This is a genomic window from Rhizobium sp. WYCCWR 11146, from assembly GCF_013591995.1.
In the GTDB taxonomy this organism is placed as follows: domain Bacteria; phylum Pseudomonadota; class Alphaproteobacteria; order Rhizobiales; family Rhizobiaceae; genus Rhizobium; species Rhizobium indicum.
Genome location: NZ_JACCEY010000024.1, coordinates 622,287 through 638,455, shown reverse-complemented (window position 1 = coordinate 638,455; position 16,169 = coordinate 622,287). Strand labels below are relative to the sequence as shown.

The window sequence follows — 16,169 nt, the reverse complement described above, 5'->3', positions numbered from 1 at the left end:
TACAGAAATTCCACACTTGCTCTAGCAGAAACCCGCGTGGCAACACAGCGTCAATCGCCGAAAACCGACCAGCCGGTGCGCGCCGCAAGCATCTCCAGCGCTGCAGCGCCGAGCTGCGAATTGCCGACCTTGTTCAACCCCGGCGACCACACCGCGATCGAGGCGATGCCCGGCGCCACCGCGAAGATGCCGCCGCCGACGCCGCTCTTGCCGGGCAGGCCGACATGATAGGCGAAGTCGCCCGAGCCGTCGTAATGGCCGCAGGTCAGCATCAGCGCATTGATGCGCCGCGCCCGCTTCGGGGAGACCACCGAATGGCCGGTCGTCGGATTGCTGCCGCGCGCCGCCAGGAACAGCCCGGCGCGGGCGAGCTGCTCGCAGCTCATCGACAGCGCGCATTGATGGAAATAGACGCCGAGCACGTGGTCGACGGGATGGTCGAGATTGCGGTAGGCGCGCATGAAGTTGGCAAGCGCGAAATTGCGGTATCCGGTCTGCGTTTCCGAGCGCGCCACCTTGTCGTCGATGGTGATCGACTCGTCGTCGGCGAGATAACGCACGAAGCGCAGCAGCTCGCCGATTGCCTCGCGCGGCGCATGGCCGGCCATGACGACGTCGCTGACGGCGATCGCGCCGGCATTGATGAAGGGGTTGCGGGGGATGCCGCCCTCGTGCTCAAGCTGGACGATCGAGTTGAAAGCCGATCCGGAGGGTTCGCGTCCGACGCGCTTCCACAGCCCCTCGCCGACCTTACCGAGCGCCAGCGTCAGCATGAAGACCTTCGATATGCTCTGGATCGAGAAGGCGGTATCGGCATTGCCGACGCGATAGACATTGCCGTCGACGGTGACGATCGCCATGCCGAACTGCTGCGGATCGACCTTGGCCAACTCCGGAATATAGTCCGCGACCTTACCCTCGCCGATCCGCGGCTGGATATCGGCGTAAATGCTATCGAGGGTCGCCTGCAAATCTGCCATCGCTTCTCTCCAGGTCGCAAAAAAGCCGCTCGAAAGAGCGGCTTTCCGTATTTCGACGCATGCTGTTGTCTCGCAATCGGTTTCGACTGCGAGACGAATGCATTAACGCGAATAGAATTCGACGACCAGATGCGGTTCCATGACGACCGGGAACGGAACGTCGCTGAGCGTCGGGACGCGGCCGAAGGTTGCGACCATCTTGTTGTGATCGACTTCGATGTAATCGGGAACGTCGCGCTCGGCGAGGCTTACGGCTTCCAGAACGATCACCAGCTGCTTCGACTTTTCGCGAACCTCGATGACGTCGCCGGCCTTGCAGCGGTAGGAACCGATGTTGACGCGCACACCGTTGACCGAGACGTGGCCATGGTTGACGAACTGGCGGGCAGCAAAGACCGTCGGAACGAACTTGGCGCGATAGACGATCGCGTCGAGGCGCGATTCCAAGAGGCCGATCAGGTTTTCAGACGTGTCGCCCTTGCGGCGGTCAGCTTCGGCGAAGATCGCGCGGAACTGCTTTTCGCGCAGGTCACCGTAGTAGCCCTTGAGCTTCTGCTTGGCGCGCAGCTGCACACCGAAGTCCGAAAGCTTGCCCTTGCGGCGCTGGCCGTGCTGGCCCGGGCCGTATTCGCGGCGGTTCACCGGGGACTTCGGACGGCCCCAGATGTTTTCGCCCATACGGCGGTCAATTTTGTACTTGGACGATTCGCGCTTGCTCATCGTATTTCCTTTCAAAGGTTTATGACGGTTTGTTGCCAAACCGCACGAAGGAAACACGCCCTCCTCTGGCCTCTTCCGAGACCTGACAGGATGTTCCAGTTAGCGAACAGGAACGATCCACGGGACATGTCAAATGAAACACCGGGCATTGCTGCCCGGTGCTTGCGGCGGTCTTTAGAGGGCCGTCATGAAATTGTCAACAGCGGCAAAGCTCGAAAGCACCACTATTCCGCCGCCAGCCGTTGGTCCCCGCCAGCATCAGGTGCGTTGGCGTCGCCCGGCGCCGTCTGGCAGTCCATATCAGGGAAAGCAACGATACGCTTGCCGGAAAAATCGGCGTGCACGACGATGATGCCCTGCTCCTCGAAATAGCCAAGCAGGCGCCGCGCGCGGCGGGCGGAATGAGTGCCGTAGGCGCGGGCGATGCGGGCGTCCGACGGACACGGCTCGCCGCAGACGGCGGCCTTGGCGAGCATCAGGAAGACGCCCTGCAGGTCGTCGGTGACACCTGATGACAACGACAGCGCCGTTGCCCAGGCATCGGTTGCAGCTGTCGTCGCATCGACGCCGGAACGCGAGATCGCCACGCGCCGACGGAAATCCGGCAGCGCGATCGGCGGTCCCGGCACCCGGCGCATGCGCAGCCGGACGAGAAAATCCTGGTAGAGCACCGAATCGGTACGGAAGGCGGAGGTGGGATCGTCGAGGATTTCGGCAAGCACGCCGGCAAGGCGCTCCTCGCGCTCCTCGGCGGAGACTTCCACCTGGCTTGCCCTCGCCTCGGCAGGTACGGCCGAGGCCGCTGGCGTCGAGCGCGAGAGTTCGGCCAGAATATCGGTCGTCGGCCGCGGCGCCGGCGCGGCGCGGCGCACGAGCGGACGCTGGAATTCCTCCGGATCGGGCGTGAAAATCAGGTCTTCGACATCTTGAGGCGCATCCGGCAACGGCATCAGCTTCGGGCTGGAAGAGCGCGCCGAGGTCTCCACCGCGCCGATCTGGATCGGCAGCGGCCGGCGCGACAGCGCCGGTCCGAGAGCGACGAAATTGCCGCGCTTCAGATCGCGGAACATCTCGGCCTGCCGCCGGTCCATACCGAGCAGGTCGGCGGCGCGCGCCATGTCGATATCGAGAAAGGTGCGGCCCATCAGGAAGTTCGAGGCCTCGGCCGCGACGTTCTTGGCGAGTTTGGCAAGCCGCTGCGTCGCGATCACGCCGGCAAGACCGCGCTTGCGGCCGCGGCACATCAGATTGGTCATCGCGCCGAGCGACATCTTGCGCGCATCTTCCGAGACATCGCCACCGACCGACGGCGCAAACATCTGCGCCTCGTCGACCACGACGAGAACCGGATACCAGTATTCGCGATCGGCATCGAACATGCCGTTGAGGAAGGCGGCGGCGGCGCGCATCTGGTCTTCGAGATCGAGGCCTTCGAGCGTCAGCACGCAGGAAACGCGATGCTGGCGGATACGGTTGGCAATGCCCGCCAACTCCGCCTCTGTGCGTTCACCGTCGACGACGACGTGGCCGAACCTGTCGCTGAGGGTGACGAAATCACCCTCAGGATCGATGATGACCTGCTGCACCCATTGCGCCGATTGCTCGAGCAGACGGCGGAGAAGATGCGATTTGCCGGAGCCGGAATTGCCCTGAACGAGCAGACGTGTCGCCAGCAGCTCCTCGATATCGAGCGTCGCCGGAGCGCCGGACGCCAGTCCCATATCGATGCCAACCTGCACGTCCAATTCCCCTTACAAATTCCCGGCCCGTCTCTAGCAGATTCGCAGGCACTGTTGTCGTCAAACCTTTAAGAACCCACAGGAAAGCCAGCCCTGGGAAATAAGGCTTCACACCGCCTCGCGCTCGACGAGGTCGCCCGCCATGTCCTTCTGCGTCGGAATTAGCAAACGTGTGCAGAGCAGGCTGACGAAAAGCGGTACCAGCAAGACCGCAAGCCCCGCGCGCAAGCCCAGGAGTTCGCCCAGAAAGCCGATGATCGGCGGCCCGATGAGAAAACCGGTCAGGGCTGCGAAGGAGAGCGTCGCAACGCTTGAAGCGGGCGGGCGGTCAGTCAGCGAAGCGACGGCCGTCACCGCAAGCGGAAACCCGACCGAGACGCCGATACCGACTGCGGCAAAGCCGAGTAGCGCAAGCGGCGTCGCCGGTGCAAGGAGAACGACGAGCATGCCGGCAAGCGAGGCGATGCCGCAGCCACGGGCAATGGCAACCGCGCCGAAACGGCCTTTCATGTAATCACCGCTGAAGCGCCCCGCCGCAACCATGAAAGCGAAAACCGAATAACCGAGGCCGGTTTGCGCGCCTTCTGCATTCATGACATCGCGGAGATAGACCGCCGACCAATCGGCGATCGCACCTTCGGTCATCGTCACGCCGAAGACGAAGGCGCAGATCCCGAGCAGAGCAAGACTGGGCAGCTTGAAGCCGGTCATTACCTGCGAATTCTCCGCATGGTGACTTTCCGGCAATTTCGGCAGGCGCAGGCTGGCAATCAGCGCAGCCGGCAGGATGATGATCGCCGTGATCAGGATCGACCAGTGCGGCGAAAGCCCGATGGCTATGGCACCAACACCGATCAGGCTGCCGACCATGATGCCGAAGCTCCAGAAGCCGTGGCAGCGGCTCATGATGACCAGCCCCGTCGCCTTCTCCGTCACATCGGCCTCGACATTCATGCCGAGTTCCACCGTCGAAAGCGCGACCCCAACGACGATCAAGGCGAAGAACAGAAGCATGGCGCTGGGCGCGAAGGCTGGAAGCGAAACCACGGCAAGAAAGAAGATGAAACCATAGATGATCGCCATGCGCCCGCCGATGCGCGAGACGAGGCGGCCGGCAAACGGCAGGGTGATCAGCGTGCCGATCGGCAATCCCAGAAGTGCGACGGCGAGATCGGCGGTGCCGAGTTCAAGCTTCGCCTGGATATCAGGGATGCGCGGCAACCAGGCGCCAAAGGCTATCGGCTGCAGAAAGAAGATCAGCATGACAAGTCTTTGCAGCGGCACGGCGCATCCCTTTAAGTCTTGAGCGGCAAACACCCGCCTGCGATTCCCCGCGGAGATCTTGCGCGATGACATCGGTGAAATAAAGCGCGCAGTGCCCTATCGCGTGCTGAGACCGAAACCCTGCATCAGCCGGCGCGTCGCAAAGTCGGGATTGCCGGATGTAAAGACGGCAAAGTCGAAATTGTCGGGGTGAACGGCATCGGCGATCTGCGGAACGAGTGTGCGCGCCCGCCGGGCAATAGCCTCTGCCGGATCCAGCCAGTCCACTGGCCAAGGCGCCAGTCTGCGGAATAAATTGGCCATGAAGGGATAGTGCGTGCAGGCAAGCACGACGATATCGGTCCTTTGACTGTTCTTCTCGACGAAGCATTGGTCGATTTCGGCAAGCACGGCGTCGTCGGAGACGGCGTCGCCGCGAATATAGGCCTCCGCCATGCGCGCAAGGTTCTCCGAGCCGACGAGGCGGACATGGCATTGCTGCGCGAAGGATTGGATGAGATCACGTGTATAGGCTCGCTTGACCGTGCCCGGCGTCGCGAGCACCGAGACCAGGCCGGACCGCGTGCGCTCCGCCGCCGGTTTGATCGCCGGCACGGTGCCGACGAAGGTCATCTGAGGAAAGGCGGCGCGCAGATCGGCGCCGACCAGCGTGAAGGCCGTGTTGCAGGCGATGACGCAGACTTCTGGGTTGTGCTCTTCGAGCAGCCGGCCGAAGAGGCCGATCACCCGCTCCTTCAGCGCCTGCTCCTCCCACCCGCCATAAGGGAAACCGGCATCGTCGGCGACATAGATGAAGCCGCGTTCCGGCATCAGCACGCGCGCCTCGCGCAGGACGGTCAGCCCGCCAATGCCGGAATCAAAGACGAGGACGGGTTTCAGCTCATGCGTCGGCGCTGTCATCGGACGGTGTTTCCTTGGCCGCTGTCGGGAACCTACCGCCGCGCGGGCTCTTGCGCGAGAAGCGGTCGAGGGAAGAGATGACACCGCGCAACACGCTGATTTCCTGCTCCGTGAAAGCCCGGCGGGATAGAACCGCGCGCAGATTGTCGACCATTTTCGGCTTTTTCCCGGCAGGATGGAAATAACCGCGCGCATCGAGCGCCTCCTCCAACTGGTCGAACAGGCCGAACAGTTGGTCCTTGGTCGAAGGCGTCTGCCCCATCGCCTGGAAGGGCACGGCGCCGAGATCCTCCATGCCGGATTTCATCCACTCATAGGACATCAGCAGCACCGCCTGGGCGATGTTCAGCGAAGCAAAGGCCGGATTGACGGGAAAGGTAACGATCTCGTCGGCAAGCGCCACCTCCTCGTTGGTCAGCCCCCAGCGCTCGCGCCCGAAGAGGATGCCGGTGCCCTCGCCGGCTCGGAACCTCGCCCGAAGCGTTTCGGCGGCGATGACCGGCGAACGCACCGGCTTGTAGCCGTCGCGCTCGCGCGCCGTCGTCGCATAGACGAAATTAAGATCGGCGACCGCCTGCTCCAGCGTGTCGTAGACCTTGGTCGCCTCGATGACGTGATCGGCCTTGGAGGCGGTCGCCAGGGCTTTCTCGTTCGGCCAGCCGTCGCGCGGATTGACGAGGCGCAATTCAGCAAGGCCGAAATTCGCCATGGCGCGCGCCACCATGCCGATATTCTCGCCCATCTGCGGCTCGACCAGAATGATGGCCGGCCCTTCGGCCAGAAGTTGACGCTCGCTGTTCGTGCCTGCCATGGTTCTATCCCTGTTTCGAGCGCGCAATAACCTCGCCCGGCGCAAACGGCAAGACATCAGCCTGCGGATAGAGCCTTTCCAGCGCCGAACCGATCATTTCGAGCCCGAGTCTGGCGCCTTCGCGCGACAGCGGCAGGTGCCGCCCTGTCGTTCGCGACGCCTTGCGCTCGATGAAGAAACAGGTCGAGCCGCGCGGAGCCGCATCCTTCATCAGCGCCAGATCCGACGCGATCAGCCTCTTCAGCTCGTCGGCCTCGGCCGATGCTGCGTAGCTCTTCGCCAGGATGCGCGCCCAGTAGGTGCAGGAGAGGAAGATCGCCAGCGTCTGGCGGATCTGGCCCGGCCGCGTCACCACCGACCAGGACGAGCCGAGCGGCCGCGCCGCCACCGTTACGTCGCGGTAGCAGGCATCGATCTTCTGCGACAGCGCCATCAGCGCAAAACCGCTCTTGCCTTCGCCGATCGCGCTCAACAACTCGTCCAGCGCCTGAAACCAGCGGGCGAGTGCCGCATCCAGCGCGCCGCGCGTGCGTGCGGGAAAGACCAGGAAGGCGACCGCCGTTCCGGCCACCGCGCCGATCACGGTCTCCCCGATGCGCAGTTGCAGGAGATCAAGCGTCAGCACCCCAGTCATGCCGTAGACCAGGCAGAGCACGATCGAGATGAAGAAGGTCATCGTCGCATAGGAAACCTGCAGGAAATAGAAGGCGAGGAAGATGCAGACGGCGGCGACCGGAATGGCGATATCAGGCTCACCCGAAATCAGCGTCGCCAGCACGAGGCCGATGGCGATCCCGAACACCGTGCCGAGCGAGCGCGACAGCGCTTTCATTGCCGTGTCGCCGCGCGAATTGGTGTTGGTGAAGACCAGGAAGGCGGCAAGCACCGCCCAGAACCAGCGGTCGCGCGACAGAAGCAGGCCGAAGCCCATGGCAAGCGCCGAGGCGAGCGTGATCTGCAGTGCCGAGCGCAGCAGCGGATTGGCAAAGGAAAAGTCGGTCCTTTCAGGCTGCGCCGTGTCCTTGACGTCATTGATGCCGGCAAAGCCGGAAGCCTGCCCCTCGCCAATCGCCTGCGTCAATTGCTGCCGCGCCTCGCCGAGCCAGAGCAGCGCCCGCACGGTTTCGCCTTGCGGCTCGTCCTTGATGGCTTCGGCCATCCCCTCATAGGTGGCGAGCTCCGCCTTGTCGGCCTCGATCACGGCATGGACGAGTGCAAAGGGCGGCAGGCTCTGGAAGCTCACCACGATCGCGCTTTCGGCAGCGAGATGCGCATCGAAGAGCCGAATCGCCAGTTCCGCGGCGGGATCGGAAGCACCGTCGAAGACGCCGGCCGGCGGGCGTGGAATGAAAGTCTCGGCCATCAGCACCACTTCCTTCAGCCGGTCTTCCAGCTGGCACAGCTCCTGCCGGTCGGCCTCGCCGATATGACCGCTGCCGGCAAGGGTGGCGAGCTTGAAGAGGATCTGGTTGATCCGGCCGCGCACGCTTTCGAGCGAGCGCAGCAGGTCGCGCCGCCAATCATCCGGCAACAGCACGGCTCTCACTAGATGGCCGACGAGCACCGAGACGACGGGGCCGATCGCCACCGCCGGCAGCTCGGCAAGGGAAGGCCGGAAATAAGACCCCATGAAATAGGAGGTGAAGGCGAACATGCCGATCGCAAAGCCGCGCGGCCCGAACACCCGCCCGGCCGATGCGAGCGCGATCACCACCAGGAAGACGAGATCGGAGAGAAAACGGCGATCCTCGAGCCCCGCCGCAATGCCGACGACGGCAAGGCTCGCGACACAGCCGAAAAGCCGCGTCACCAGCTGGCGCGAATTGCCCTTGTCGCGCACCGCCACCCCGCCCTCGATCGACAGCACGATGCCGAGACCGAAGGCCGCCGTCGGCAGCGGCACGATCAACATCTGGATGGCGAACAGGATGGCGAAGGAGAGGACGATCGTCAGCGTCACCCGCGAAGCCATGCGCAGGCGCGAAAGCGCCGGATCGTTGGCAAGCAGCCAGTCGCGGAACTGAAAACCGGAAAACAAATGCGAGAGCCCCTCATGCCGCCCAGGGATCAACAGATACCGCCGCAAGAGCGGAAATCAAACCGTCCGAGATCGAATCTCGATGCTCTTGAATGTCGCGCGCCTATTGGCCCTTGGCAATCAGCGCCATCGTTGTCTTCAGGGAATCGCGCGCCTGCGTTTCGATATTCTCGGTGACGATATCGTCGATGACGGGCTTGCCGCCTTCCTCGACCACCTCGAAATGAACGGTCGTATAGTCCTTGGCATCGGGCGCATGCGAGCAGGCGGATTTCTTGAAGCGCACGGTCACCTCGGCCACGCCGTCGACCACAGGCGCTGCCACCATCGTCAGATCCTCCAGCGGGCAGGCATCCTGGCCGTTGACGATGACGTCGTAGTCGAAGGGCGATATGCCGTCGTCGTCGACGGCGGGAAACTGCGCCGCCGCCTGGTATTTCGCGACGAAATCGCGGCTGTAGAGATGGTCGAGCCGGCTCGCGTCGAAGATGTCGGTCCAGTCGCTGTTATTGTCGGCCCAGTTGCTCCTGGTCGCGTCCATGATCTCCTTCACGGGAGCGATGATGTCGGCGGCATGGCTGATGCCTGAAAAGGCGATAAGGCTTGCGATAACAACGGCGATTGTCTTCATGGTCGGATGTCCGGGGGCGGCAGTTGAGGCGGACACTAGCTAAATTCCAGCACTTGGCAATGGCGGCAAAAACGCATTGTCGAACCCCTTGCAGCTTTGCGTTCCCAGTTCACAATGCTATAGCGCTCCGGATCATATCACCCACCCGGGACGCCGGTCCCCATTGAAGCTCGAACGAGGCAGATACATGAACAAGATCAAGGTCGCCAATCCCGTCGCCGATCTCGACGGCGATGAAATGACGCGCATCATCTGGCAGCTTATCAAGGACAAGCTGATCCATCCGTATCTCGACCTCGACATCGACTATTTCGACCTCTCCGTCGAAAACCGCGACGCCACCAACGACAAGGTCACCGTCGACGCCGCCAACGCCATCAAGAAGTACGGCGTCGGCATCAAGTGCGCGACGATCACGCCGGACGAAGATCGCGTCAAGGAATTCAATCTCAAGCAGATGTGGAAGAGCCCGAACGGCACGATCCGCAACATTCTCGGCGGTGTCATCTTCCGCGAGCCGATCATTTGCCAGAACGTGCCGCGCCTCGTTCCCGGCTGGACCAAGCCGATCGTTGTCGGCCGTCATGCCTTCGGCGACCAGTACCGTGCTACCGACTTCCGCTTCCCCGGCAAGGGCAAGCTGACGATCAAGTTCGTCGGCGAAGACGGCACGGTTATCGAGAAGGACGTCTTCGATGCCCCCGGCTCGGGCGTTGCCATGGCCATGTACAATCTCGACGAGTCGATCCGCGAATTCGCCCGCGCATCGATGATGTACGGCCTGATGCGTAAGTGGCCGGTTTACCTATCGACCAAGAACACCATCCTCAAGGCCTATGACGGTCGCTTCAAGGACATCTTCGAAGAGGTGTACCAGACCGAATTCAAGGATCAGTTCAAGGAAGTCGGCATCACCTACGAACACCGCCTGATTGACGACATGGTCGCCTCGGCGCTGAAGTGGTCGGGCGGCTATGTCTGGGCCTGCAAGAACTATGACGGCGACGTCCAGTCCGATACCGTTGCCCAGGGCTTCGGCTCTCTCGGCCTGATGACCTCGGTTCTGCTCACGCCCGACGGCAAGACAGTCGAAGCCGAAGCCGCCCACGGCACGGTCACCCGCCACTACCGCCAGCATCAGAAGGGTCAGGAAACCTCGACGAACTCGATCGCCTCGATCTTCGCCTGGACGCGCGGCCTGGCGCATCGCGCCAAGCTCGACGACAATGCCGAGCTTGCCCGCTTCGCCGCAACGCTCGAAAAGGTCTGCGTCGACACCGTCGAATCCGGTTTCATGACCAAGGACCTGGCGCTGTTGATCGGACCCGATCAGCCGTGGCTCTCCACCACAGCTTTCCTCGACAAGATCGACGAGAACCTGCAGAAGGCCATGGCGTAAGCCGGCCTTTCCAAGATAACATCGAAACGGCGGGGATTTCCCCGCCGTTTTCATTTTGGGAGAATGAACCGATGACGGCCATCCTGCGACCGCTTGAACCCTCGGACCGCGCCGTTTGGGAACCACTATGGGAGGCCTATCAGCGCTTCTACGAAGTGGTCATCCCGCCCGAAACCACGGCTCTCACCTGGGCTCGCTTCCATGATCCTGACGAACCGATGCACGCGCTCGGCGCCTTTGACGAAGATGGCCGTCTCGTCGGCATCGTCCATGCCGTCTTTCACCGCTCCTGCTGGCTGCCGCAATGGACCTGCTATCTGCAGGATCTCTATGTCGAAAACAGCCAGCGCGGGCTGGGTACCGGTGCCGCTTTGATCGAGGCAGTCGCCGACCTCGCCCGCGCCAACGGCGCAGGCAGGCTCTATTGGATGACGCACGAAACGAATGCAACGGCGCGGCGGCTCTACGACAGGATCGCCGAGCGCTCCGGCTTCATCCAATATCGCAAGGCGCTCTAACGGTCGGGACTTGCAGGCGGCCATCGCTGCGCTATTGATTCCGTGGGACCAAATAACGGCAACACGAGGAGGATTTCATGACCGAGGAACTGGTATTCTATACGAACCCGATGTCGCGCGGCCGCATCGCGCGCTGGATGCTGGAGGAGATCGGCCAGCCCTACCGCACCGAATACCTGACCTTCGGCGAGACGATGAAGGCGCCCGAATATCTCTCGGTCAACCCGATGGGCAAGGTGCCGGCGATCCGCCACGGCGACACCGTCGTCACCGAATGCGCGGCGATCTGCGCCTATCTCGCCGAAACCTTTCCTGACAAGGCGCTGGCGCCGAGACCGGAAGAGCGCGCCCGCTATTATCGCTGGATGTTTTTTGCCGCCGGTCCTCTCGAGTCGGCGGTGACGATGAAGACTCTCGGCTTCGAAATTCCGAAGGAGCGCCTGCGCATGGCCGGTTGCGGCGGTTTCGGCGACGTCATGAACACACTCGAGAAAGCCGTCTCCGCTTCGACCTACATCGCCGGCGAGCGCTTCACCGCCGCCGACGTCTATGTCGGCTCCCATGTCGGCTGGGGCCTCGGATTTGGCGGCATCGAAAGACGCCAGGCCTTCGTCGATTATGTCGGCCGCATTAGCGAGCGTGAGGCCTACAAACGGGCCAACGCCCTTGATGACGAAGCCGTCAAGACCATGCAGGCCGCCTAAGTCTCGAAGGCGCGGCGGATCCGACGCGCCCCCCGATCGACGGCGTCAGACGAGCGGCATGTGAATATCCGTCAGAAGCTCGGTCGGCGGCACCTCGCGTGGATTGTTGAGATATTCCTCGAACATAACCCTGTCCTTCAACTGCCGGCCGGATTTCGGCAGCCATTCGGCAAAGAGCCATTGATAGGACTTCGGCATATTGGCATAGGGACCCTTGTGGCGCAGCACGGCATAATCGCCGCCGTCGATCGTGCGCCGCTCGAACGGCGCATTGGCCGGCACGTCGGAAGCGCCGGTGACGCAGGCGATCGAGCGCAGCTTTTCCTCCGGCACAATGTCGGGATCGTCGAGATAGACGCCAATCATCCGCATGTCGGGCTTGGCGAGGCCGCGGGCGTAAAGCGTGCCGAACAGCGTCTCGAAGGCCTTGTCGATCTGCATGTAGGAACCGGTATGGGCAACACCGATCAGCTCGATCGGCGCGATCTCACGTATGGTAACGTCTAACATGACTCTGGTCTTTCCGTTAGGTGAGGGCTCATAGGCTGTGTGGCTTCCCTCTTTCCGGTAGCGGGCCGGCGGCATGCCGTAGACCGACTTGAAAATACGATTGAAGGATTGGAGATTGGGATAGCCTGATCGCTTCGCAATTTCACTGACGGCAAGTTCCGTGCGGACGATCTCGCCCGCCGCGTGATGCAGCCTGAGCCGCTTGACGGTGGCCGCCAGCGTCTCGCCGTAAATCGCCCGGTAGATCCTGTGCCAGTGATAGCTCGACATGCAGGCGATCTCGGCAAGGCGCTCCATATCCAGGTCCTCGTCGAGGTGGTCGTGAATATAGGCCGAAACCCGTCTCAGACGGTTTTCATAAAGTGCCCATGCCGTGTCGCCATTCATGTCGGAACCTCGTGCAAATCGATCGGCTTGAGAGAACCATAGTCCGATTTGACAAATCCTGCTGACTTGAACCTTCGGCGAATCCTGCGTAGACCGGAATTCCGGCTCGAACCCAAAAGGAATGATAGATGCCGGATTTTTCAACATTAATGCTCTTTGCCGCCGCAGCGCTGGTGCTGACCGCCACGCCCGGTCCCGACATGCTGCTGATCGCCTCCCGCAGCATCAGCCAGGGACGCGCTGCCGGCTTCCTGACCTATGCCGGCATCGCGCTCGGCACTTATTGCCACGCCCTTGCCGCAGCCTTTGGGCTGTCGCAGCTCTTCATGACCGTGCCGGCCGCCTATGAAACTGTGCGCTGGGCCGGCTGTTGCTATCTTCTCTATCTCGCCTACAAGACGGTCCGCTCGGAAGGCGCCGCCTATCAGCCGGCATCGACGCTGAAGCGGCTGTCGGGCCGGCGTATCTTCTTTGCGGGCCTTGCCACCAATGTGCTCAATCCGAAGATGGCGCTCTTCGTCATGGCGCTCTTTCCACAATTCGTGAATGCGTCAGCCGGGTCGCTGACGATGCAGATGCTGATACTTGCAAGCATCCTGAACGGCATTGGACTCGTCGTGAATGGCGCCGTGATTTTCCTCGGAAGCACGATCCGTTCGAGACTCCAGTCGGCGAGCCATTTCCCGAAGTTACCGCAATACATTCTGGCAACGGTCTTCACCGGGCTCGCCTGCCGCCTGGCGTTGCAGCCGCGAAACTGAACATCGAGGGACCACGGCCGCTGAAAACAAAACCGGCTGCGAAATCCATGATCTCGCAGCCGGTTTGAATTTCAAACTGTTGTCAGGCGGCAGTTCAGCCGGCAAGTGCTACGGCAACCGCCTCGATCGCTTCATCGGCCTTCGATCCGTCGGGGCCGCCAGCCTGCGCCATATCGGGGCGGCCGCCGCCGCCCTTGCCGCCAAGGGCGGCAGATGCGATGCGGACGAGATCGACGGCGCTATAGCGCTGCACGAGATCCGGTGTCACCGCCACCACAGCACTTGCCTTGCCGTCGTCGGACACGCCGACGAGGGCAACGACGCCCGACCCGATGCTGGTCTTACCGTCATCGGCAAGCCCCTTCAAATCCTTGGGATCGACGCCCGAAATCGCCTTGCCGAGGAACTTGACGCCGGCGACTTCGCGCACGGCATCGACCGAGCTGCCCTGCCCGCCACCCATGGCGAGTTTGCGCTTGGCGTCAGCCAGTTCCTTTTCGAGCTTGCGGCGCTCGTCCATCAGCGCTTCGACACGCGACAGCACTTCGGCCGGCTGCACCTTCAGCGAGGCGGCAAGCGTCTTTACGCGTTCGTCCTGTTCGGCGAGATATTCGCGCGCCGATTCGCCGGTGACGGCCTCGATGCGGCGAACGCCGGCTCCGACGGCGCTTTCGCCGAGAACGCGGATCAGGCCGATCTGGCCGGTGGCCACGACATGCGTGCCGCCGCAGAGTTCGATCGAATAAGGCTTGCCGGCCTTGGCACCGCGCACGCCCTCGCCCATCGCCACGACGCGGACTTCATCGCCGTATTTCTCGCCGAACAGCGCCATCGCGCCTTCGGCGATCGCATCGTCGACGCTCATCAGCCTGGTGGTAACCGGCGAATTCTGCAGCACGATCTCGTTCGCCATATCCTCGACAACCTTCAGCTCCTCGGCCGACATCGGCTTCGGATGCGAAACGTCGAAACGCAGGCGCTCGGGCGCCACCAGCGAACCTTTCTGGGCGACATGGGTGCCGAGCACTTCGCGCAGCGCCTCATGCAGCAGGTGGGTCGCAGAATGGTTGGCGCGCAGGCGCGACCGGCGGGCATGATCGACGGTCAGCACGACCGCATCGCCATCCTTGAACACGCCGTCGACGACGGTACCCTGATGCACGAACAGACCTTCGCCCCTCTTCTGCGTATCTGAAATCTCGATCTTGCCGTGGTCGGACGAGATCACGCCGGTATCGCCCATCTGGCCGCCGGATTCGCCGTAGAACGGCGTCTGGCTGACGACGATCTGCACCTTGTCGCCGGCCGACGCCTCGGCAGCGACAGCGCCGTCCTTGACGATTGCCTGCACGACACCCTCGGCCGTCTCGGTATCGTATCCGAGGAATTCGGTGGCGCCGTGTTTTTCCCGAAGCTCGAACCAGACGGTTTCCGTTGCCTTCTCGCCGGAACCCGCCCAGTGCGAGCGGGCTTCGGCCTTCTGGCGCTGCATCGCATCGGTGAAGCCGGAGATGTCGACACCGATCTCACGCGCACGCAGTGCATCCTGCGTCAGATCGAGCGGGAAGCCGTAGGTGTCGTAGAGCTTGAAGGCGGTCTCACCATCCAGCATATCGCCCTTGGAAAGATCCGTCGTCGCGTCCGACAGAAGCGACAGGCCTCGTTCCAACGTCTTGCGGAAGCGGTTTTCCTCCAGCTTCAGCGTTTCCGAGATCAGCGCCTCGGCGCGCACCAGTTCCGGATAGGCGCGGCCCATCTGCTGCACCAGCGTCGGCAGCAACTTGTAGACCAGCGGTTCCTTGGCGCCGAGCAGCTGTGCATGGCGCATGGCGCGGCGCATGATGCGGCGCAGCACATAACCGCGGCCCTCATTCGACGGAAGCACGCCGTCAGCGATCAGGAAGGCCGAGGAGCGCAGATGGTCGGCGATGACGCGGTGGCTGGCGCTGCCTTCCGCCTTGACGCCCATCGTGTCCTCGATGGTGCCGATCAGCGTGCGGAAGAGATCGGTGTCGAATACGCTCTGAACGCCCTGCAGAACGGCGGCCATGCGCTCCAGGCCCATGCCGGTATCGATCGACGGACGCGGCAGCGGCGAGCGCTCGCCGGGTGCAGTCTGCTCGAACTGCATGAAGACGAGGTTCCAGAATTCCAGGAACCGGTCGCCATCTTCCTCCGGCGAGCCCGGAGGGCCGCCCCAGACATTCTCACCCTGGTCGATGAAGATTTCCGAGCACGGGCCGCAGGGGCCGGTATCGCCCATCTGCCAGAAATTGTCTGAGGTCGGGATGCGGATGATCTTGTCGTCGGAAAAGCCGGCGATCTTCTTCCACAGCGTCGCAGCTTCTTCGTCCTCGGAATAGACGGTCACCAGCAGGCGGTTCTTCGGAAGGTCGAAGCCTTCGGTGACGAGCTTCCAGGCAAGCTCGATCGCATTCTCCTTGAAATAGTCGCCGAAGGAGAAGTTGCCGAGCATCTCGAAGAAGGTCAGGTGGCGTGCAGTATAACCGACATTGTCGAGGTCGTTGTGCTTGCCGCCGGCTCGCACGCATTTCTGCGAAGACGTCGCCGTCGAATAGGGACGCTTTTCGAGGCCGGTGAAGACGTTCTTGAACTGCACCATGCCGGCATTGGTGAACATCAGCGTCGGGTCGTTGCGCGGCACGAGCGGGCTCGACGGAACGATCTCATGGCCGTTCTTCTTGAAATAGTCGAGGAAGGTCGACCGGATATCGTTCACACCGCTCATGCTATGCCCTTCAATGCTGCCGGAGGCAGGTAATTTAA

The 16,169-nt window shown here is 62.5% G+C and carries 14 protein-coding genes; 4 read left to right on the top strand and 10 right to left on the bottom strand.

Annotation, left to right across the window (positions count from 1 at the left end; all coding sequences use genetic code 11):
* Positions 1 to 50 precede the first annotated feature (50 nt).
* The 8 genes from HX899_RS22835 to HX899_RS22800 form a co-directional block, all read right to left on the bottom strand.
* Entirely contained in the window at positions 51 to 980 is a 930-nt protein-coding gene (locus HX899_RS22835; RefSeq protein ID WP_171598721.1) for a glutaminase, read from the bottom strand.
* A 102-nt stretch (positions 981 to 1,082) separates the two neighbouring features.
* On the bottom strand, positions 1,083 to 1,700 hold the full coding sequence (gene rpsD, locus HX899_RS22830) for a 30S ribosomal protein S4 (protein WP_003540107.1): 618 nt from the start codon (positions 1,698 to 1,700) through the stop codon (positions 1,083 to 1,085).
* A 224-nt stretch (positions 1,701 to 1,924) separates the two neighbouring features.
* Complete coding sequence (locus tag HX899_RS22825) at positions 1,925 to 3,439, bottom strand: ATP-binding protein (RefSeq protein WP_181293462.1); 1,515 nt, start codon at positions 3,437 to 3,439, stop codon at positions 1,925 to 1,927.
* A gap of 108 nt (positions 3,440 to 3,547) precedes the next feature.
* Complete coding sequence (locus HX899_RS22820; RefSeq protein ID WP_181293461.1) at positions 3,548 to 4,795, bottom strand: MFS transporter; 1,248 nt, start codon at positions 4,793 to 4,795, stop codon at positions 3,548 to 3,550.
* A 24-nt stretch (positions 4,796 to 4,819) separates the two neighbouring features.
* Positions 4,820 to 5,623, bottom strand: a complete 804-nt coding sequence (murI, locus tag HX899_RS22815; protein ID WP_181293460.1) for a glutamate racemase — start codon at positions 5,621 to 5,623, stop codon at positions 4,820 to 4,822.
* On the bottom strand, positions 5,604 to 6,434 hold the full coding sequence (locus HX899_RS22810) for an RNA methyltransferase (RefSeq protein ID WP_017994216.1): 831 nt from the start codon (positions 6,432 to 6,434) through the stop codon (positions 5,604 to 5,606). Before HX899_RS22810 ends, murI begins: the two co-directional genes overlap by 20 nt.
* A gap of 4 nt (positions 6,435 to 6,438) precedes the next feature.
* Positions 6,439 to 8,472: an FUSC family protein gene (locus HX899_RS22805; protein WP_181293459.1), complete on the bottom strand. Its 2,034-nt coding sequence runs from the start codon at positions 8,470 to 8,472 to the stop codon at positions 6,439 to 6,441.
* A 103-nt stretch (positions 8,473 to 8,575) separates the two neighbouring features.
* Positions 8,576 to 9,103: a hypothetical protein gene (locus HX899_RS22800; protein ID WP_181293458.1), complete on the bottom strand. Its 528-nt coding sequence runs from the start codon at positions 9,101 to 9,103 to the stop codon at positions 8,576 to 8,578.
* A 187-nt stretch (positions 9,104 to 9,290) separates the two neighbouring features.
* Between HX899_RS22800 and HX899_RS22795 the strand changes: the two genes are divergently transcribed.
* From HX899_RS22795 to HX899_RS22785, 3 genes are all read left to right on the top strand, one after another.
* On the top strand, positions 9,291 to 10,502 hold the full coding sequence (locus HX899_RS22795; protein ID WP_138389064.1) for an NADP-dependent isocitrate dehydrogenase: 1,212 nt from the start codon (positions 9,291 to 9,293) through the stop codon (positions 10,500 to 10,502).
* A gap of 71 nt (positions 10,503 to 10,573) precedes the next feature.
* Positions 10,574 to 11,020, top strand: coding sequence for a GNAT family N-acetyltransferase (locus HX899_RS22790; RefSeq protein ID WP_181293457.1), 447 nt, complete (start codon positions 10,574 to 10,576; stop codon positions 11,018 to 11,020).
* Between the two features lie 77 nt (positions 11,021 to 11,097).
* Complete coding sequence (locus tag HX899_RS22785) at positions 11,098 to 11,724, top strand: glutathione S-transferase family protein (RefSeq protein WP_138329301.1); 627 nt, start codon at positions 11,098 to 11,100, stop codon at positions 11,722 to 11,724.
* 45 nt (positions 11,725 to 11,769) lie between these two features.
* On the opposite strand, the gene HX899_RS22780 is transcribed toward HX899_RS22785, so the two are convergent.
* Complete coding sequence (locus HX899_RS22780) at positions 11,770 to 12,621, bottom strand: GyrI-like domain-containing protein (protein WP_181293456.1); 852 nt, start codon at positions 12,619 to 12,621, stop codon at positions 11,770 to 11,772.
* A 128-nt stretch (positions 12,622 to 12,749) separates the two neighbouring features.
* Between HX899_RS22780 and HX899_RS22775 the strand changes: the two genes are divergently transcribed.
* Positions 12,750 to 13,382 (top strand): LysE family translocator, encoded by a 633-nt coding sequence (locus HX899_RS22775; protein WP_246697161.1) that lies wholly within the window; start codon positions 12,750 to 12,752, stop codon positions 13,380 to 13,382.
* 94 nt (positions 13,383 to 13,476) lie between these two features.
* Here HX899_RS22775 and alaS read toward each other — a convergent pair whose 3' ends face one another.
* Positions 13,477 to 16,131: an alanine--tRNA ligase gene (gene alaS, locus HX899_RS22770; protein WP_171598715.1), complete on the bottom strand. Its 2,655-nt coding sequence runs from the start codon at positions 16,129 to 16,131 to the stop codon at positions 13,477 to 13,479.
* Between the last annotated feature and the right edge of the window lie 38 nt (positions 16,132 to 16,169).